The sequence below is a fragment of the Streptomyces sp. NPDC002784 genome (assembly GCF_053592135.1).
On the sequence record NZ_JBSFVD010000014.1, the window covers coordinates 56,324 to 71,318 of the forward strand.

Below are 14,995 nucleotides of genomic sequence, written 5' to 3' on the forward strand. Positions count from 1 at the left end.
AGGTGCGCGGCGTCGCCCAGGCGCCTCAGTCGGCGACGGGCAGCTGGGCTTTTCCCTCGTCCTCGGGGTCGTCGTAGGCGCCGGCGATCTCAGCGTCGAGCTTGTCCAGGACGGCCGCCCGCTCGTCACCCGTCGCCGACTCGGCGATCGTGGCCCGCAGCTCGATCAGCTCACCCTTGGAGTACTCCAGCTTCAGCTCGTCCCACGCGAAGTCGACGTCGTCCCACCGCACCGGGGGGTGTTCGCGCTTGAGGTACGTGTACAGCAGCGCCCGCCGGCACAGCGACGAGCCCTGGACGACGTCCTTGGTGAACTCCGACCAGTTGCGCTCCGTGCGCCGCTCGATCCACTCCCGCTCAGCGGACATGATCTTGCGCGGGTTGTACTTCCACCGCTTGGGCTCTTCGCTGCCCTCGGGGCTGTAGACCAGGAACATTGCTCTCCCCTACTCGGCGCGCGACGCGATGCGCCGGGCCATGTCTTCCATTGCTTCCTCGACCGCGGCCTTGTACGCGCCCTCACGGCCCTTGAAGGCGTCGTCGAACCAGTCGACCTTTCCGTGCTGCTGCACCCACACCTCGCGGTTGCCGTACACGGGGTGGCGCCAGCCGCCCGCCCGGTTCAGTCGCTTCGGGGCGTTGGGGAAGCCGCGGACGTTCTTCGTCTTGACGGCCTTCACGCGGGCGCCGGACCAGCGGCCGCCCAGCTTCACCTCGGGCCTGATCTTGCGGGCGACGGAGGACCGCAGGGCGGGCGCGGTGGCCATGAGCCCGGAGGACGGCATGGCCATGATGCTGCTCTTGGCCTCGGCCGCCCCGGGCTTCAGCGCCTCGCGCATGTTCTTCGCGAGCTCCTTGCGCAGCTCCTTGCCGTCCTCCTCGGCGCGGATCGCCCGGGTGAGGGCGGCCAGGCCCTGGTGCGTCTCCACACCGAGGGAGAACGGCGGCCCTCCGCCGGCCATCAGACGGTCGCCCGGGTCACCGCGCCGGAGGTGGGGAACGTCTGGCTGACGGTCGCCTCGTCACCGACCGAGCCCGTGATCGGGGACCAGCCCTTGATCAGGATGTTCCCGGTGTACTTGGGGTTGGATGCGGACACCGCGGCCTGGTCGGCGCGCACCTCGAACGCGACGACCGTGCCCAGCAGCGGCCACATGATCGAGTCGAGCTGAGCGGCGGCGAAGTCCTGGAGGAACTCCACCCCGAGCTCACCGGACTTCAGGCCGCCGATGACTTCCTTCCAGCCCAGCGAGGCGTAGTTGGTGACGTCCTTGTCCTCGACCTCGACGGCGACCTCGGCCTTCTTGGTGTAGGTGTTCAGGACGGTCCCGTTGATGGACAGGTACTCGGCGAGCAGCACCATCTTGGGCATGACGGCCCCCTTTCAGGGCATGGCGACAGGCCCGACGTGGCCGGGCTCGCAGGGTGGTGGGTTCGGTTACTGGATGCCGAGGGCGGCGACGAACAGGAACGACGGGGTGGTGCCGGAGATCGTCCAGGCGACGCGCCACCAGGGGTCCGTGATCGCCGTCCCGGCAGTACGCAGGATCTGCCCACCGACCGCCGTCGCGGCGGTGAAGGTGAGCCGCGTGGTGGGGGTGCCGAAGGTGTTGTCGACGGACGACTCGACACGGGCGGTGAGGCTCGGGGTGGTGCCCGCCGCGGACAGCACGTGCAGCGCGGCGTACAGCCGCTTGCCCGCCGCGACGGCGCCAAGGTTGAGGCCGCTGCCCGTGCCGGTGGCGGTGCGGGCGATGCCGGGCGGGTGGGCGAACTGCCCCCGCACCAGCGGCCAGCTGCTCTTCGCGGTGCCGGTCCAGGGGGCGACCTCGCCGACCGCCTCACCGAGCTTGTAGTCGGAGCGCAGCGCGGACGTGAAGTACGCCAGGTCCCCCACGGCGGCGCCATTGTTCGCGCTGATCGACCAGGGGCCGACCCCGCCAAGCTGGGACCACGACGCATCGTCGACCTTGGTGGGGTCGCCCGCCTCCCACTGACCCTCAGCGGCGATCTCCGCCGACCCGAGGCCGCCAAGGACTTCCTTCCAGCCCTGGCTGCCGTAGTTCGTCCCGTCCTTGTCCTCGACCTCGGACGACACCTCGACCTTGTTCGAGTTGCTGGTGAGGTCGACGCCGACGGCGAAGGTGCGGACGTTGGTCAGGATCGTCTTGGGCACGTCACCCCTCGCTCTCTGGCTCGATCTTGCGGCGGCCGCGGCGCACCTCGGGCGGCGCGGCCGGCTCGTCGAGGGCGACTTCCTCGGCGACGCCGGAGGCGACCAGGTGCGCGGCCTCCGCCGTTGGCAAGTCTGCCGTCTCGCCCTCGCCCGGCCATGCCTCCCCGTTGCGCGTGGCGCCCTCGGGCATGGCGACCAACATGCGGATCTTCATGCGCTTCCCTCTCCGATCACTTTGATCATCAGCTCGGCGCCGACGTAGGTCGCGCCGGCGTGCTCGTACCAGCGGTAGCCCTGCACCCGCATCACGTGCAGGTCGTGCGCCAAGCCGCCCAGCGCGTACTCGCCAGCCGCCCCCCGCGCCACCTCGATCGTCTGCTTGAGCGAGGCCGGGCCGGAGCCGGACAGCATCGCGTCGAGCAGCTGCTGCGCGGAGCGGTCATCAGCGCGGCCGACGAGAACCCGTGTGGTGAAGGTGAGCTCATCGAGCCCCCGGCCCATGACCTTGTCGAACACCTGCTCGTACTCGGCGACGAAGAAGTGCGGCGCGGTGACCGCATCGGGGACGTAGCCCGAGCACGTCAGCTTGGGCAGCCCGGCCGGAAGGACGACCGCGCGGGCCGCTTCGGCCAACGCCTCGCGCACGGCGGAGACTTGCATGGGGCGCTCCTCAGAACCCGGGGATGATGTAGGGCTCGATCAGGTTCCACACGTCCGGGTCCCGGCGGCTGAGGTTGCGCACGCCCCACTCGGCCGAGCCGATGATGCCCTCGGGGCTGTCCTTGCGCTTGTACAGCCGGGAGGCCAGGATCAGCGCCGCCTCGTGGATGTCGTCCGGTACGGCCGGCCACCCGAAGCGGGCCGTCACCCGCAACCGCGACGTGGACGTCCCCCAGGTGCCCAGCACCCGCCGGAATCCGGTGATGGGCCGGCCGTCGGCGAGGGCGTTGTCGGGACTGGTCTCGTACTCGGTGACCGCCGACCATGACGCGCTGGAGCCGGTCTCGATGATCAGACCGTCGGCTCTGCCGACGTCGTCGACGAGGAACAGGTCCCCGTCGTCGTCGCGGACGATCCGGCCGCGGGGACTGAACGTCCGCGCCACCGGTTCCGGGTCGAGCCAGAAACGGCGGCCGCACGTCTTGTCGATGCTGCGCGAGGCAGACGCGCGAGCCCGGTTCAGGTCCGTGTCCCGGGAGTCGTCGTCCGGCTCGACGCCGAACTGGCTTTTCAGCTCGGCGAGGGTGACGTACTCGTTGGCCACGTCACGTCTCGCTCTTGCCCTGCTGCTGGCGCCCCTTGGGCGGCTCGGCCCGCTGGGCGGCCACTGCCTTCTGCGGGTCCTCCGGCGGCTCGACCGGGGCCTGCTCGGGCTGGCCGCGCCGCGGCGGCTTGTGCCCGCGCAGCTTCAGCTGCTCGTCGACCTGGGCGACCCGGTCGTCCATGCTGCGCTGCACGTAGCCCTCACGCTCACGCAGCAGGGCGGCGACCATCGGGTCCTCGGTCTGGGGGGTGTTGCTCACGGTTGTCTCCTCGATGCCGGGATGGACCGCGCGGGCCCGCTGGAGTCGTAGCGGGCCCGCGCGAGAAGGGGGGATCAGGCGCCGGTGTACGTCGGCGTGATCAGGCCGGTGCCCGCGATCTTCCGGGCGTGCGGCTGCCGCTGGAACGTGAAGGCGTAGTAGCCGTACACGACCAGCAGGACGCCGAGGTTGGCTGCCTTGGGCTGCTCGGCACGGATGTACACCGGGGCGTCCGGGTCCTCCCACAGGTGGCATTCCTGCCGGTCGACCAGGTAGATCTCGTCCTCGTTGGTGCCCGCGCCGAGGTTCACCGCGATGTTGTTGTCGACGATCACGGGGGTGCCGTTGGGCAGGATGCCGCGCACCCCGCGCCCGTAGGCCTCGGCGTAGTTCGCCCCGAGGGTCTGCGCCACGACGCCCGGCTGCGTGATGAGCGGGTACGACGTGCCCATCGCGTTCTGCATCCAGTACCAGCGCCGCGAGTGCATGACGGCGAGGTTGTCGCCGGAGGCCTGGTCGAGCAGCGCGCCCTCGACCCCGGCCAGGCCCTCGATCACCTTCGGGTAGAGCTCGGCCGTGGTCGGGCTGGCGTCGGTGTACGCCACCGCGGTGGCCACGTTGCTTAGGCCCACCGTGGCCACGTTGAGCAGCGTGGTGTCCAGGCGGCTGCCGTAGGCGCGGAACAGGTCGTCGAGAATGACGTCCTCGACGCCGGCGCCTCGCTCGATGGACTGCCGGGAGGCGGTCTGCTGGCCGGCCGCGGTGCGGACCGGGATGGACAGGGCGGTGTCGTCCATGTCCTGCTCGGCCACGGCGGCGTTCTCCGCCGACTGGTTGTCCGCGTTGGACCCGGTGGTGATCCGGGAGATCTCCACCGTCATGCCGGTGGAGGGCAGGGTGTGGTGGCGGCAGGCGTCGGCGAACGGCCGGTTGGCGCGGGCCATCGGCGCGTACATGTCGGTCAGGTACTGCGGGATGACGAGTCCGCCGAAGGCGCCGGTACCCACCGCGCGGGCCTCGACCTGGGTGCCGCGCTCGGCGCGCTCCTCGGCCATGTGCCGGGTCAGGCGGTCGCGTGCCTCGTAGTCGCCGAGGAACGCGGCGGCGACGTCGCGCTGGAACTGCGCGCCGCGCCGGTCCTGGTCGGGCCGGTAGGTCCGCTCGTCCTGGCCGACCCGGTGGACCTGGTCGTAGGCCGGGGCGCGGGTTGCGGCCGGAGTGGTGCGGGCCTGGAGCGCGGTCAGCTCCTCCTCGCGGGCCTGCTCCGCTTCCAGCTCGGTGAGGGTCTGCTGGCGGCGGGTGACCTCGGCGTCCGCGGCATCGCGGGTGGCGACCCGGGCGGCGACGGCCTCCTCGGTCAGGTTCTCGTCGGAGCGCAGCGCCATCAGCGCGTCCTGCTCCTGCTGTCGGGCGGTGATCGCCGTGTCCAGCGCGGTGCGCGCCTGGGCGATCAGTTCGGCGAGCGTCATGGCTCGTCCCTTCTGGTCGTGGTGACAGGCGCCCCGTGTCCAGGTCAGACGGCCACCCGAGGCCATGGCGCCGGGCGGACTCGTGCGCGCAGAGCGCAGGGCAGTAACTCCCGCCGGGCGGCGGGAAGATCAGGGGTCAGCGGGCGAGCGCGATCTCAAGCAGCGCGCGGGCCCGGCTCGACGGCGCGGCCGCGGCGGGCTGGCGCAGGGTCGAGGTGGTGTAGGGGTTCGCACCGTAGCCGACGATCGCGACGTCGCCGCGGTGGATGTCGTACCGGTTGATGCGGTACTCGGTGTAGTCCGGGGACCACTGCCCCGACTCGATGCGGAACGCGAAGGACATCTCGTCGACCAGGCCCGCGCGGAGCTTGGGCGCGATGTAGGCGACGTCGTAGTCCGCCGGGTCCAGGGCGGGCGCGCGGACGTCCAGGCCGGTGGCGCTCTCGGTCAGGAACAGGCTGCCGTTGGTGGTGCGGGCCAGGCGGCGCAGCTGGTCGTGTCCGAGCACGAGCGGCACGTCGAGATCGGCGCGCGCGAGGGAGTCGGCGCCGGCACCCTCGGAGACGACCTCGGTGTACGGGCCGAACATGTCCCACATCTCGTAGGCCTGCTCATACACGGTGGCCTGGCCGACGAACTCCAGCGCGCCACCGTCGCCGCTCTCGCGCAGCTGCACGCCGGACAGGGTGGCGCGGACGGTGGCGCGAGCGCTGGCCTGCTCGGCACAGCGCCGCTGCGAGGGACGGTCGGCGCGCTGGCGGATGTGCTGGGCTCGGTCGGCCGCCGCAGCGGCCCGGGTCAAGGCGGTCATGACGATGCTCCCGGTACGGCGGTCGTGGGCTGGGCGGGGACCGAGCGCGACCCGAACAGCCGGTCGAACTCGGCGTAGTCGTCCTCGGTGAACGGCGGCAGGTTGTCCAGGGCGCGGGCCTCGGTCGGCGTGAGCGTCCGGTTGGTGATGCGCGCGCCGATCGTGCGGGCGCGGGCCTCGGGGTCCATGCGCAGCAGCGCGTCCGTGTTCAGCTTCACGAACCGCGGGCCGGACACCAGACGGCGGCTGAACGCGTCCTCGCGGCGGCCGACGGCCGGACCCAGATTCATGATCAGGAACTGGAGGTTGCGCTGCCCGATGTTGGCGTAGGTGACGCTGCTGCCCGAGACGGCGACGTCGATCAGGTCGCCGGGGCAGCCGAAGAATCGGGCGATGTCCTGGGCGCCGTACTGGCGGGCCTCGAGGAAGCTGGACTGTGAGGCGACGGCCTGGATCGGCTTGTACTCCCAGTCCATGCCGTGAACGAACAGGCCGCTGGAGTCGACGGCCGCGCGGAAGTTCTCGCGGGCGACGCGGGCCGCGTCTTTGTCGACAGTCTTCGCGGTGTTCTTCAGCTCGGCCAGGGGCACGGCGCCGCCGGCGAACCAGTCCCGTGCGAACTGCTGGGCGGACAGGGTCTCTTCGATCGTCCAGGCGGCGAACGCCACCGGGGACAGACCGAGCGGGCACCCGGCGACGGTGTACTGCTTCTCGTGCCAGACCTCCCACGGCTCGTACTCCTTGCCGCCGATCACGTACTTCGTGATGGTGGGGCCGTTGCCGCGGACCGACACCGACCCGAGCTCGACCAGGTCGATCCGGCCGGGCAGGCCGCGCCCGTCCGGGCCGATGACCCCGGAGCGTTCGGTGATGATCCCGAAGCCGTTGCCGCCGCGGTCGAGGTCGAACTGGCTGGAGTAGACCCACTCCTTGATGCCCATCTCCGTCCCGCCCGGCGAGACCAGGACGGGAGGCTTGGGCACCTCGACCTGAATGCCGTTGACGTAGCGGTAGACGTCGATGGGGAAGCTGGACATCAGGTCCGCCCGCAGCCGCAGGCACGCCCATACCGCGCTGTTGCGCAGCGCCGTCTCGGTGGTGACCGGTACCCGGCCGGAGCGCCGCTCCCGGGATTGCGCCAGGAGATCCTCGGGTGACGTGATCTGAGCCTCGCGGGCGAACACGTTCTTCAGCCTGGTCCAGGCGCCCATGCTCACCTCCCCTCACGCGAACGAGTCCGCGATGTCGTAGTCCTCGATCACGTGCGGGCCTCGGATGACCAGCGCCCACCGGGCCCACGTCGCCGCGCAGAGCGGGCTGATGTCCACCAGGGAGTTCGTCCGGTCCAGGGTCCAGGCGTCGCCCTGGCGGCGCGTCCTGGCTCCGTTCACGGCGGCGGTGAGCGGGACCTGGTCGAGGTGGCGCACCGTGCCCTGGTTTATCGCGTCGGCCAGCTGCCCGCACGCCTCCGTGATGTCCCCGCTCCGCATGACCGCGAGGTCGCCGCGGTCGGGGTTGGCCTTGTCCTTGGGCACGTCGATCCCGGCCGTCACCAGATCGTCGATCAGGGACGCGGCCGGCGACCCCGATGCGACCGCCACGGCCACCGGCTTCCACAGCCGGTGCAGCCGCGCCACTGCGGGCACCACCCAGTCCGTGCCCGGCCGGTACGCCACAACCTCCAGGTGCACCCGCCCGTCCGGCCGCAGCGACGCGGCGGAGATCGCCGAACGGTTGCGGTCCTGCGACACGTCAATCGCCAGGGCGACGCTCGACGCCACCGGCTTGCTCGCCGCGTCGAGCAGGCCGGGCCACTTGCCCTTCGGCACGTTCGGGTCGACGGGCGGGGTCGGCTTCCTGGTGCGGTTCAGATAGGCCCGGTCGAACTCGGCCGGGTCCATCTTCTCCAGCTCAGCCGCGATGATCTCCTCGGTCACCGTGAAGCCGAGCGCGGGCAGCGTCGCCCGCCACGTCGCCGGGTCCGACCGATCCATGTCGTCCGGGGCGAACCACTCGAAGTAGCAGGCCCTCGGCCGCGGCGCCGCGAGGTCGACGGCGAGCGCCTCCCACAGAGCTTCGACGAGGCGGCGCCCGTTCTCCCGCTTCTTGTTGAGCCAGACGCTCTTCGTGGTGCCGCCCGCTGACGCCCACCACAGCTGAGCCATGGCCCGGGTCAGCATCGCGGGGCTGAACGCCTGCTCCAGGCGGTCGTCCTCGTGCGCGAACGCCTCGTCGATGAACCCGAGATCCAAGGGCGGCCCGTGCCCGGCTTTCTCGGTGTTCGCGGTGATGCCCATCCGCGAGCGGGTGCGGCCCCACAGGATCGCCTCGTTGCCGTTGCTCTTGCGGATGCGCGCCATCTTCGCCAGGTCCGAGCTGGAGATCTTCTCCCAGAACTCGTCCTCCCACCGCTGCCTCGCCATGCCGCGGGTCTGGGCGGCGTACACGATGTTCTGCCGGGGCCAGGCGAGCGCGCGGTGGACCTGCGCGCCGAGCGTCAGTTCCGTCTTGCCCTGCTGCCGGGACACCGACAGACCGACCTCGCGGTGCGCGAACAGCCCGGTGCCCGGGTCGATCTCCAGGGCGACGTCAGACACGTACTTCTGCCACGGCATCGGCGGGGCGCCGAGCTTGGCCATGACCTTCCACAGCTTCGGGCCCAGCGACGGCCGGTCCGGGTGCCGCGGTGTGCCCCACCGCGGCGGGCAGGTCAGCCCGTACCGCTCGTACAGATCCTCGGCGAACTCAGTCGGGGGTGCCCAGGTCTCCGAGGTCGTCGTCATCGTCCGGCGCCCGTCCCTCCAGGATCTGGGCGAGCGTCTGCCGGAGCTCGCGGGTCAACTGGGGCAGCAGCCGGTCCTCCTGGGGGATCGCCTCCCCGCACATGTCGCACTCGGCGGTCCGCGCGGCGTCGATCCGGCCGGCCAGCGTGTACGCCACCTCGGTCAGGGACGGCTCGACGCCGACCAGGTCGCCGAGCTGCTCGATGTCGGCGCGCACGGCTTCCTCGACGGGCCCCATGCCGGCCCCCTTCCAAGATCATCCGGGGTCATCGGCCCGGGGGGAGAAAAATAAAAGCTGGGCGCGGGGTTGCGATATGTCCGATTTCTAAAAATCCCGAGGAGATCCTGGCCGGGACTGTCAGATCATTCGGATTCCATGGCCTTGATCTGCACGTTTTCGGGCGGATCGATCTTGAGTTGGACCGTGCGCTCTTCACGTGCGGCCTCGCCCGTGCTCTCGTCCACGTAGCGGCGGCCGGCCTCGTTGCGCAGCAGGGCTGCGTAGCGGATGTGCCCTTCCTCGATGGTGATCGGCCCCTCGATCGGCACGTCGTTCGGCTCGACGTCGTTGGCGCGCAGCCAGTCGGCCACGGCGTCCATCGGCCCGAAGGGCGTCTCGATGGGTACGGGCATGACGTCCTCCTACAGGGTGTCTGCCCACTCGCTGCGGTAGCCGGGGCGGTGGGCGTAGGGCAGGGCGAGGAGGCGCAGGGTGCGTTCGGTGAGATCGTCGCTGCTGCCCCACTCGCCTTCGATGCAACGGTCTGCCTGCTCCAGGTCCGGCAGCAGGCTGTCGAGGAACCGGCGCTTGGCGTCGAGCTCCCGCAGCACCCGAGCCGGATCATGCTCCGCAACGTGGTCGGTGAGACCGGGCTTCAACGGGTCGGGGCCGTGCCGGTAGAACAGCACGTGCCCGTTGACCGTTCGCACCGCGCTGTTGCCGTCGGCCATCCACTGACCATCCCACGGGGCGCTGCGGTCCTCGACGCCCCGCGCGATCCGCTCGTCCTCGTCGAGCTGGGTGCGCAGCCACACCTTTAGGTCTTCCATGCTCAGGGCCTCCCAGGCGGGCGCTACGGTCCGGCGAACCAGTCGACTGACGTGACCAGTTGGACGACGTCGGCGAGGGGCCGGTCGCCCTTCTCGCTGTTGCACTTGCGGAGGCACACGGGACAGCCGGCCACGCCGTGGATGGGTGCGAGGTTGTCGGGGTCGTTGCGTGCGCCGCCCTTGCTCACGGGGTGGACGTGGTCGACGGCATCGGATGCGCTGTGGCCGCAGACGATGCACACGTCGGAGGCGGCGAGGGTGCGGGCGCGCATCTGCCGGTACTCGTAGCTGGTGAGCTCACTGCGATCGGTGGCCACGCTTCCCCCTGAGCACGACGAAGCCCCGGCCGGGGGGATTGGCCGGGGCTTCGTGTGCGTCTAGTGGTGCCGGTTGAGGGCACAGTTGTACACGCGGATCGTCACACAGCGTCTGACCTGCGGTCAAGCGCTCTGGCGTTCGCGGCGCTTGGCGGCGAGCGCGGCGACGTCGGGGACGGCGTAGTACGGGTGTCGTTCGGTGCCGCCGGAGCGCTGCAACTGTCCGCGGTAGACGAGGTTCCGGAGGGCGCCGGCGGTGATGCCGAGGGCCTGCCGGGTCTGTGCGGCGGTGAGGTGGCCGGGTGGGGCGTAGAGCGACTCCATGTCGTCATGATGCAGCACGACTTGTGAGTCGGATCATGGCGTGTCCGCCTCTTCGGCGACGACGTGCACGTGCGTGTGGTTGGGCCGGTCGGGAGCGGCGGTCGTGTAGATCCACATCCCCTTCTGGCCTGCGAGAGGGGTCACGCTGACAAGCTGGTGACCTGCGCATTCGCGGCAGGAGGGGCGCGCCTCTTCCGGTGGGGGAGGGGCGGACGAATCGGACATGCGGCGGGCCGAGCGCCACACGGCCGCGCCACCGACCACCCACAGGAGGAGCACCCCGGCCGTGAGCGACACGGCGAACACGGCGGCCAGCGCCACGCCCGCGAGCAGGACCAGGACGCACGCCCCGGCCGCCCGGCTCGGCTGCTCCTCGGGCTCCGCCTCGGCCTGCTTGCGGCGGCCCATCACACGGATCCGTAGATCGCGCCGCCGAGCCAGTTCACGGCCGTGGCGAGCGGCACCGCAGCGAACCCGGCGATCCCTGCGGAGGTGCCGAGCAGGATCCCGCACCATGCACCGGCCGTGATCGCCGTGCCGTGTCGCGAAGACTTCTTGGCCGACACGATCACGATCACGGTGAGGATCAGGACCAGGGCGCCGCCGGTCTGTGTGAGCGGCAGGTAGACCGCTCCGCCGGCGCGTTGCCCGGCGTCGGTGCCGACTCCCCAGACGAGGGCGACGTCGCCGAGCCAGGATGTGATCCAGACGGTGGTGTGGGCGGCCCATCCGATCAGGCCGCCGATGCCGAGGACGGTGAGGGCTCCGTAGGACCAGGAGAGCAGGAACGGCAGGAGGGCCGCGGTGTGGCGGACGGGGTCCTTGCGGAGGGGCTTGAGGCCGGGCCACCAGGTGGTGATGAACCAGGCGAGGATCATGAGTCCGACGGTGACTCCGCCGATGGTCACGTAAGTCATGAGCTGCGGTCCTTCAGCGAACGATGGCCACGCCGAGCGCGGCGAGGGTGAGGATGAAGGCGACGGTCCCGGTGATGCGGGGGACGGCGTGGAGCGCGAGGGCGCACAGCCCGAGGAGGGCGAGGAGGGCCGATCCGGCGAAGTAGGCGGTGAGGATCATGTGTCCTCGCGGGCTGCGCGAAGGAGCCTGCGGCCGTAGCTGTCGCTGACGCCGAGTCTGGTTCCGATGTCGGTTCCGGTGAGCTCCGGTTCCGCCTGGAGCCACTTCCGGACGGTGGCGACGCGCTTGGCGAAGGTGGTGTTCGCGGTGTCCTCGGTGGTGAGGTCCGCGGCGCCGGTGTCGGCCGCCGGAACCGGGTTCCGGTCGGGTTCCGGTGCCGGTTCCGCCCGGGGGGCGGTCATGACCGTGCGGACGCCCGCGAAGTGATCGCCGAGCAGGTCGGGGCTGGTTCCGGGCTCGGTTCCGCTGGTTCCGCGAGCGAGTTCCGCGAGCGGGCTCCATGGGCCGAGGACGGGCCCGACGGGGGCCGTGTCGACCGGTGCAGGCTGGCGCTCGACGGTGAGCGGTCCCGGCGGTTCCGGGGCAGCCGGTGCTGGTTCCGGGGCGGGTTCCGCCGCCGGTTCCGTCTGGTGGTCGGAGAGCCGGTGTACGCGCCACAGGACGAGCGGGGCGACCGCCGAGACGGCGACGACGAGGGGCACGTCGACGGGCAGCAGGCCGACCTCGACGAGGTGGCTGGCGGCGTTGACGGCGATGAGGGTGACGACAACAGCGAGGACGTCGCGGCGGGCGCGGAGGGCGGCGAGGGCGTACACGTCGAGGGCGGCCGGGACGCCGGCGGCGACGTACTGGCCGAAGCCGCACGCCACCGCCAGCCGGTACTCGGCGGACGCGAGGACGACGAGTACCGCGATGAGCGCGGCCCACAGGAGCGGGTCGCGCTTCACTTCCACCGCCAGATGCTGGTGCCCTGCTTGTCGCGCTTGCGGTCGGCCTGCTCCCAGTCCTCGGCGTCAGCGCCGGCCTGGCGGGCGCCGGTGGTCTTGGAGCGGCGGAAGCGGCTGGCGTCGCCGGTGGCGGAGGTGCCGGAGGCGGGGTAGTCGCGGCTGGACTTGGCGCTGCGGCCGAAGAGGCTCATCAGCAGCCACCCCCAGCGAGGATCCGCGCGAGGTCGCGGCCGAGGGCGCGCAGCTGCTCGGCCGCGGCCGCGAGGTCGTCGGCGAGCTGCTCGACCTCGTCGGGGGTGTGGGTGCCCGTGAGGTCGCAGGCCTCGATGTAGAGGCCGACGCTGCGGTCGCGGGTGGCGAACGGGGCCTGGGTGAGGAACGCCCGGAACAACTCCTCGCCCCTGGGGGCGATCACGTGCTCGGGCCCGTCGTGGGAGATGTCGACCTTGTACTGGGCGTGGGGGTCGTGGGCGCCGGTGCACCAGTCGGGCTCGTCGATCTCCAGAGGACTGGTGACGAAGACCTGCACGACGGCGGTACGGGGCTCGGGGCTCACTGGCCTTCACCCCGCTCGGCGGCGAGGAAGGCGGTGACCTCGGGGAAGTGCCTGGCGACGAAGCGGCGGGCGGCCTCTTCCTCGGTGACCGGCTCGGCGTCGAGGGCGCGGAGCAGGAGGCGGAGGGCCTCGCGAAGGGAGAGCACCTGGTCGCTGTCGAGGAGCTGCTGGGCGACGCTGATCGCGACGTCGAGGTCGCTGGGCTCGGTGATGGTGTGCTCGGTCATCGGGTCACCGCCTTGGCGATGACTCCGGTGGCGCCGGCCGCGGTGACGCGCACGGTGAGGGTGCGGCCGGGGCTGCGGCGGATGATGCCCGCGGCGACGAGGCGGCGGCCCGTTCCGGGCGCAAGGGTGGGCATGGAAAGATCGGCCATAGCCGGATCTCCTCCTGTGTAGGCAGGTAGGACTTCTCGGTCAGGCCCTCGTCCGGTGTTGGTAGCACCGGCGGGGGCCGTTTCAGTTGTGGTGACGGGGCCTCGCGGCCGGTGTCATGACACCTACCGTAGCCCTGGTGTCATGACACCGCAAGGGCTAACCTCGGGGTGTCATGACGAGAGTGGAGAGCTGATGCCGAACGTCGAGAAGACGCCCCGCCAGACCGTCCGGGTCGAGAAAGAGCTGTGGGCCAAGGCGGGCGCCGCTGTCGGCGAACGGAACAGGGGCGCCGTCATTCGCGACTTCCTGCGCTGGCTCACGCATGAGACGGACGAACTCCCGCCGCGTCCCGCGAAGCCGGAGTAGCAGGCTCCCGCACCTGGAAGTGCAAGAGCAGCAGCCAGTCCTGCTCCGACTCGTACACGTAGCCGCACCACCGGCACGGCACCCGGCTCTGGCCCGGCAGTCGGGAGATGACCGCCCCGCACACCACGCCCTCGGCGTCGATCGCGACGCACGTGCCCAGCCGTTGCCGCCGCGGTGCCGGATCACCGACCACCGACCGCATGCCCGCCTCCAGCTCCCGCACTTCGCGCGCCAGGTCGCCGGCGGCCGGATACTCGACGACGATCCAGTCGAGTTCCATGGCCAGCCAGCGGGCAGCGACCGCCACACGGCGGGCCATGCCGCGTTCGGTGGGAGGCGCCTCGTGGGTTGGCCAGCGCACCCGCTGCACGTCCGCCCGCCACAGCTCCAGCACCTTGGCGACATGCCCGCCGTCGACCAGGTCCAGGACGTCCTCGTCGAGCGGGGACCGCGGCCCGGCCACGGCCGCCGTGACGTACTCGGCGGGGCCCGAGCGTCGCGGCACGAGGCACTCGGTCAGTTCCTCGAACAGCAAGGGCAGATCGTCCAGGCGCATGGCCAACTGCGTGGCGTCCCTCGTGCACAGATAGCCGGCCGTGATCTCCCGCTCGCACAGCCCGCAGGAGGCGCTCACCCCCGGCTCCGGTGCTGGATCTGATAGAGGCGCAGGCTGCTGAGATAGCGGTCGCCGGCGGAGCGCTTGAGGGCGGTGCGGGATACGGCCAGGTCGTGGCGGGCGTCCTTGGCGTTCCACCACATGTGCAGAACCGCCATGCCCTGGGCGCCGAAGGCGACGCCGACGCACAGCATCTGGATCTCGTTCGGGGTCACGTCGGTCTCCCCGGCCTAGAAGGGGGGCTCGTCGGAGTAGCCGGCGCCCTGCGCGGCTGGCTGCTGCTGACCGCCGCCCCAGCCGCCGCCCTGGGGCTGGCCGTTGGCGGGCTGGGCGGTGGCCCACGGGTCATCCGTGGGCGAGTTGCCACGGTTGCCGTTGCCGCCGCCCGCCGGGTTCTTCTCGACCTTTGCCGTGGCCCGGGCGAGGCTCGGCCCGACCTCGTCAACGTCGAGTTCGTACACGGTCCGCTTCACCTGCTCGCGGTCCTCATAAGAGCGCTGCTTCAGGCGACCCTGGACGATGACGCGCATGCCCTTCGTGAGGGACTCGGCGACGTTCTCGCCGAGCTTTCGCCAGGCCGAGCAGGTGAGGAACAGGCTTTCGCCGTCCTTCCACTCGTTCGTCTGCTTGTCGAAGGTGCGCGGGGTGGATGCGACGCGGAAACGGGCGACGGCCACGCCAGCCGGCGTGAAGCGCAGTTCGGGGTCGTCGACAAGGTTGCCGACGATGGTGATGACGGTCTCTCCAGCCACGGCTGGTCTCC

General features: G+C 71.1%; 28 protein-coding genes. All 28 read right to left on the minus strand.

What is annotated here, in order from left to right:
- Positions 1–25: 25 nt before the first annotated feature.
- The 28 genes from ACWD1Z_RS23275 to ACWD1Z_RS23410 all read right to left on the minus strand — a co-directional run bounded on the left by ACWD1Z_RS23275 (position 26) and on the right by ACWD1Z_RS23410 (position 14,984).
- A complete protein-coding gene (locus ACWD1Z_RS23275) occupies positions 26–436 on the minus strand; it encodes a hypothetical protein (protein WP_451121412.1) in 411 nt (136 codons plus the stop codon).
- 9 nt (positions 437–445) lie between these two features.
- Positions 446–961, minus strand: a complete 516-nt coding sequence (locus tag ACWD1Z_RS23280; RefSeq protein WP_451121413.1) for a hypothetical protein — start codon at positions 959–961, stop codon at positions 446–448.
- Entirely contained in the window at positions 961–1,371 is a 411-nt protein-coding gene (locus ACWD1Z_RS23285) for a hypothetical protein (protein WP_451121415.1), read from the minus strand. The genes ACWD1Z_RS23280 and ACWD1Z_RS23285 overlap by 1 nt, the downstream gene beginning before the upstream one ends.
- A gap of 66 nt (positions 1,372–1,437) precedes the next feature.
- Positions 1,438–2,175 carry a hypothetical protein gene (locus tag ACWD1Z_RS23290; RefSeq protein ID WP_451121416.1) on the minus strand — a complete coding sequence of 246 codons (738 nt, stop codon included), beginning with the start codon at positions 2,173–2,175 and terminating at the stop codon, positions 1,438–1,440.
- Between the two features lies 1 nt (position 2,176).
- Positions 2,177–2,377 carry a hypothetical protein gene (locus ACWD1Z_RS23295; protein ID WP_451121417.1) on the minus strand — a complete coding sequence of 67 codons (201 nt, stop codon included), beginning with the start codon at positions 2,375–2,377 and terminating at the stop codon, positions 2,177–2,179.
- 8 nt (positions 2,378–2,385) lie between these two features.
- Positions 2,386–2,835 carry a hypothetical protein gene (locus ACWD1Z_RS23300; protein WP_451121419.1) on the minus strand — a complete coding sequence of 150 codons (450 nt, stop codon included), beginning with the start codon at positions 2,833–2,835 and terminating at the stop codon, positions 2,386–2,388.
- 10 nt (positions 2,836–2,845) lie between these two features.
- Positions 2,846–3,439: a phage gp6-like head-tail connector protein gene (locus ACWD1Z_RS23305; protein WP_451121421.1), complete on the minus strand. Its 594-nt coding sequence runs from the start codon at positions 3,437–3,439 to the stop codon at positions 2,846–2,848.
- Position 3,440: 1 nt separating this feature from the next.
- The gene (locus tag ACWD1Z_RS23310) at positions 3,441–3,698 is read right to left on the minus strand and encodes a hypothetical protein (protein ID WP_451121423.1); all 258 of its coding nucleotides are present in this window, start codon (positions 3,696–3,698) and stop codon (positions 3,441–3,443) included.
- Between the two features lie 74 nt (positions 3,699–3,772).
- A complete protein-coding gene (locus ACWD1Z_RS23315) occupies positions 3,773–5,167 on the minus strand; it encodes a phage major capsid protein (RefSeq protein WP_451121425.1) in 1,395 nt (464 codons plus the stop codon).
- A 136-nt stretch (positions 5,168–5,303) separates the two neighbouring features.
- Positions 5,304–5,978, minus strand: a complete 675-nt coding sequence (locus tag ACWD1Z_RS23320; protein ID WP_389416871.1) for an HK97 family phage prohead protease — start codon at positions 5,976–5,978, stop codon at positions 5,304–5,306.
- Positions 5,975–7,189, minus strand: coding sequence for a phage portal protein (locus tag ACWD1Z_RS23325; RefSeq protein WP_451121428.1), 1,215 nt, complete (start codon positions 7,187–7,189; stop codon positions 5,975–5,977). Before ACWD1Z_RS23325 ends, ACWD1Z_RS23320 begins: the two co-directional genes overlap by 4 nt.
- A 12-nt stretch (positions 7,190–7,201) precedes the next feature.
- Positions 7,202–8,761, minus strand: coding sequence for a terminase large subunit domain-containing protein (locus ACWD1Z_RS23330; RefSeq protein WP_451121429.1), 1,560 nt, complete (start codon positions 8,759–8,761; stop codon positions 7,202–7,204).
- A complete protein-coding gene (locus ACWD1Z_RS23335) occupies positions 8,724–8,999 on the minus strand; it encodes a hypothetical protein (protein ID WP_451121430.1) in 276 nt (91 codons plus the stop codon). The genes ACWD1Z_RS23330 and ACWD1Z_RS23335 overlap by 38 nt, the downstream gene beginning before the upstream one ends.
- Positions 9,000–9,124: 125 nt before the next feature.
- Positions 9,125–9,394 (minus strand): hypothetical protein, encoded by a 270-nt coding sequence (locus tag ACWD1Z_RS23340; protein ID WP_451121432.1) that lies wholly within the window; start codon positions 9,392–9,394, stop codon positions 9,125–9,127.
- 9 nt (positions 9,395–9,403) lie between these two features.
- A complete protein-coding gene (locus ACWD1Z_RS23345) occupies positions 9,404–9,811 on the minus strand; it encodes a DUF6221 family protein (RefSeq protein WP_451121434.1) in 408 nt (135 codons plus the stop codon).
- A gap of 23 nt (positions 9,812–9,834) precedes the next feature.
- A complete protein-coding gene (locus ACWD1Z_RS23350; protein ID WP_451121436.1) occupies positions 9,835–10,128 on the minus strand; it encodes an HNH endonuclease in 294 nt (97 codons plus the stop codon).
- Positions 10,129–10,251: 123 nt separating this feature from the next.
- Complete coding sequence (locus tag ACWD1Z_RS23355; protein ID WP_451121438.1) at positions 10,252–10,452, minus strand: hypothetical protein; 201 nt, start codon at positions 10,450–10,452, stop codon at positions 10,252–10,254.
- Between the two features lie 33 nt (positions 10,453–10,485).
- Positions 10,486–10,860 (minus strand): hypothetical protein, encoded by a 375-nt coding sequence (locus ACWD1Z_RS23360; RefSeq protein WP_451121440.1) that lies wholly within the window; start codon positions 10,858–10,860, stop codon positions 10,486–10,488.
- Entirely contained in the window at positions 10,860–11,369 is a 510-nt protein-coding gene (locus ACWD1Z_RS23365) for a hypothetical protein (RefSeq protein WP_451121442.1), read from the minus strand. The genes ACWD1Z_RS23360 and ACWD1Z_RS23365 overlap by 1 nt, the downstream gene beginning before the upstream one ends.
- A gap of 13 nt (positions 11,370–11,382) precedes the next feature.
- Positions 11,383–11,529, minus strand: a complete 147-nt coding sequence (locus ACWD1Z_RS23370; protein ID WP_389416879.1) for a hypothetical protein — start codon at positions 11,527–11,529, stop codon at positions 11,383–11,385.
- The gene (locus tag ACWD1Z_RS23375; protein ID WP_451121444.1) at positions 11,526–12,323 is read right to left on the minus strand and encodes a hypothetical protein; all 798 of its coding nucleotides are present in this window, start codon (positions 12,321–12,323) and stop codon (positions 11,526–11,528) included. The genes ACWD1Z_RS23370 and ACWD1Z_RS23375 overlap by 4 nt, the downstream gene beginning before the upstream one ends.
- On the minus strand, positions 12,314–12,508 hold the full coding sequence (locus ACWD1Z_RS23380; protein WP_451121445.1) for a hypothetical protein: 195 nt from the start codon (positions 12,506–12,508) through the stop codon (positions 12,314–12,316). Before ACWD1Z_RS23380 ends, ACWD1Z_RS23375 begins: the two co-directional genes overlap by 10 nt.
- Entirely contained in the window at positions 12,508–12,873 is a 366-nt protein-coding gene (locus tag ACWD1Z_RS23385) for a DUF6907 domain-containing protein (RefSeq protein ID WP_451121447.1), read from the minus strand. The genes ACWD1Z_RS23380 and ACWD1Z_RS23385 overlap by 1 nt, the downstream gene beginning before the upstream one ends.
- Positions 12,870–13,100 carry a hypothetical protein gene (locus ACWD1Z_RS23390; protein ID WP_451121449.1) on the minus strand — a complete coding sequence of 77 codons (231 nt, stop codon included), beginning with the start codon at positions 13,098–13,100 and terminating at the stop codon, positions 12,870–12,872. The genes ACWD1Z_RS23385 and ACWD1Z_RS23390 overlap by 4 nt, the downstream gene beginning before the upstream one ends.
- Positions 13,097–13,249, minus strand: a complete 153-nt coding sequence (locus ACWD1Z_RS23395; RefSeq protein ID WP_451121450.1) for a hypothetical protein — start codon at positions 13,247–13,249, stop codon at positions 13,097–13,099. The genes ACWD1Z_RS23390 and ACWD1Z_RS23395 overlap by 4 nt, the downstream gene beginning before the upstream one ends.
- 317 nt (positions 13,250–13,566) lie before the next feature.
- A complete protein-coding gene (locus ACWD1Z_RS23400; protein WP_451121452.1) occupies positions 13,567–14,250 on the minus strand; it encodes a hypothetical protein in 684 nt (227 codons plus the stop codon).
- Positions 14,247–14,447, minus strand: coding sequence for a hypothetical protein (locus ACWD1Z_RS23405; RefSeq protein ID WP_451121454.1), 201 nt, complete (start codon positions 14,445–14,447; stop codon positions 14,247–14,249). Before ACWD1Z_RS23405 ends, ACWD1Z_RS23400 begins: the two co-directional genes overlap by 4 nt.
- Before the next feature lie 15 nt (positions 14,448–14,462).
- Positions 14,463–14,984 carry a single-stranded DNA-binding protein gene (locus ACWD1Z_RS23410; protein ID WP_451121456.1) on the minus strand — a complete coding sequence of 174 codons (522 nt, stop codon included), beginning with the start codon at positions 14,982–14,984 and terminating at the stop codon, positions 14,463–14,465.
- Positions 14,985–14,995: the final 11 nt, after the last annotated feature.

Excerpts from the sequence above, each read along its gene's own strand:
- ACWD1Z_RS23345 (WP_451121434.1), bottom strand. The coding sequence starts at position 9,811 with ATGGAAGACCTAAAGGTGTGGCTGCGCACCCAGCTCGACGAGGACGAG.
- ACWD1Z_RS23300 (WP_451121419.1), bottom strand. The coding sequence starts at position 2,835 with ATGCAAGTCTCCGCCGTGCGCGAGGCGTTGGCCGAAGCGGCCCGCGCG.
- ACWD1Z_RS23380 (WP_451121445.1), bottom strand. The coding sequence starts at position 12,508 with ATGAGCCTCTTCGGCCGCAGCGCCAAGTCCAGCCGCGACTACCCCGCC.
- ACWD1Z_RS23280 (WP_451121413.1), bottom strand. The coding sequence starts at position 961 with ATGGCCGGCGGAGGGCCGCCGTTCTCCCTCGGTGTGGAGACGCACCAG.
- ACWD1Z_RS23390 (WP_451121449.1), bottom strand. The coding sequence starts at position 13,100 with ATGACCGAGCACACCATCACCGAGCCCAGCGACCTCGACGTCGCGATC.
- ACWD1Z_RS23315 (WP_451121425.1), bottom strand. The coding sequence starts at position 5,167 with ATGACGCTCGCCGAACTGATCGCCCAGGCGCGCACCGCGCTGGACACG.
- ACWD1Z_RS23335 (WP_451121430.1), bottom strand. The coding sequence starts at position 8,999 with ATGGGGCCCGTCGAGGAAGCCGTGCGCGCCGACATCGAGCAGCTCGGC.
- ACWD1Z_RS23370 (WP_389416879.1), bottom strand. The coding sequence starts at position 11,529 with ATGATCCTCACCGCCTACTTCGCCGGATCGGCCCTCCTCGCCCTCCTC.
- ACWD1Z_RS23340 (WP_451121432.1), bottom strand. The coding sequence starts at position 9,394 with ATGCCCGTACCCATCGAGACGCCCTTCGGGCCGATGGACGCCGTGGCC.
- ACWD1Z_RS23275 (WP_451121412.1), bottom strand. The coding sequence starts at position 436 with ATGTTCCTGGTCTACAGCCCCGAGGGCAGCGAAGAGCCCAAGCGGTGG.
- ACWD1Z_RS23295 (WP_451121417.1), bottom strand. The coding sequence starts at position 2,377 with ATGTTGGTCGCCATGCCCGAGGGCGCCACGCGCAACGGGGAGGCATGG.
- ACWD1Z_RS23365 (WP_451121442.1), bottom strand. The coding sequence starts at position 11,369 with ATGACTTACGTGACCATCGGCGGAGTCACCGTCGGACTCATGATCCTC.
- ACWD1Z_RS23355 (WP_451121438.1), bottom strand. The coding sequence starts at position 10,452 with ATGGAGTCGCTCTACGCCCCACCCGGCCACCTCACCGCCGCACAGACC.
- ACWD1Z_RS23325 (WP_451121428.1), bottom strand. The coding sequence starts at position 7,189 with ATGGGCGCCTGGACCAGGCTGAAGAACGTGTTCGCCCGCGAGGCTCAG.
- ACWD1Z_RS23330 (WP_451121429.1), bottom strand. The coding sequence starts at position 8,761 with ATGACGACGACCTCGGAGACCTGGGCACCCCCGACTGAGTTCGCCGAG.
- ACWD1Z_RS23395 (WP_451121450.1), bottom strand. The coding sequence starts at position 13,249 with ATGGCCGATCTTTCCATGCCCACCCTTGCGCCCGGAACGGGCCGCCGC.
- ACWD1Z_RS23285 (WP_451121415.1), bottom strand. The coding sequence starts at position 1,371 with ATGCCCAAGATGGTGCTGCTCGCCGAGTACCTGTCCATCAACGGGACC.
- ACWD1Z_RS23320 (WP_389416871.1), bottom strand. The coding sequence starts at position 5,978 with ATGACCGCCTTGACCCGGGCCGCTGCGGCGGCCGACCGAGCCCAGCAC.
- ACWD1Z_RS23360 (WP_451121440.1), bottom strand. The coding sequence starts at position 10,860 with ATGGGCCGCCGCAAGCAGGCCGAGGCGGAGCCCGAGGAGCAGCCGAGC.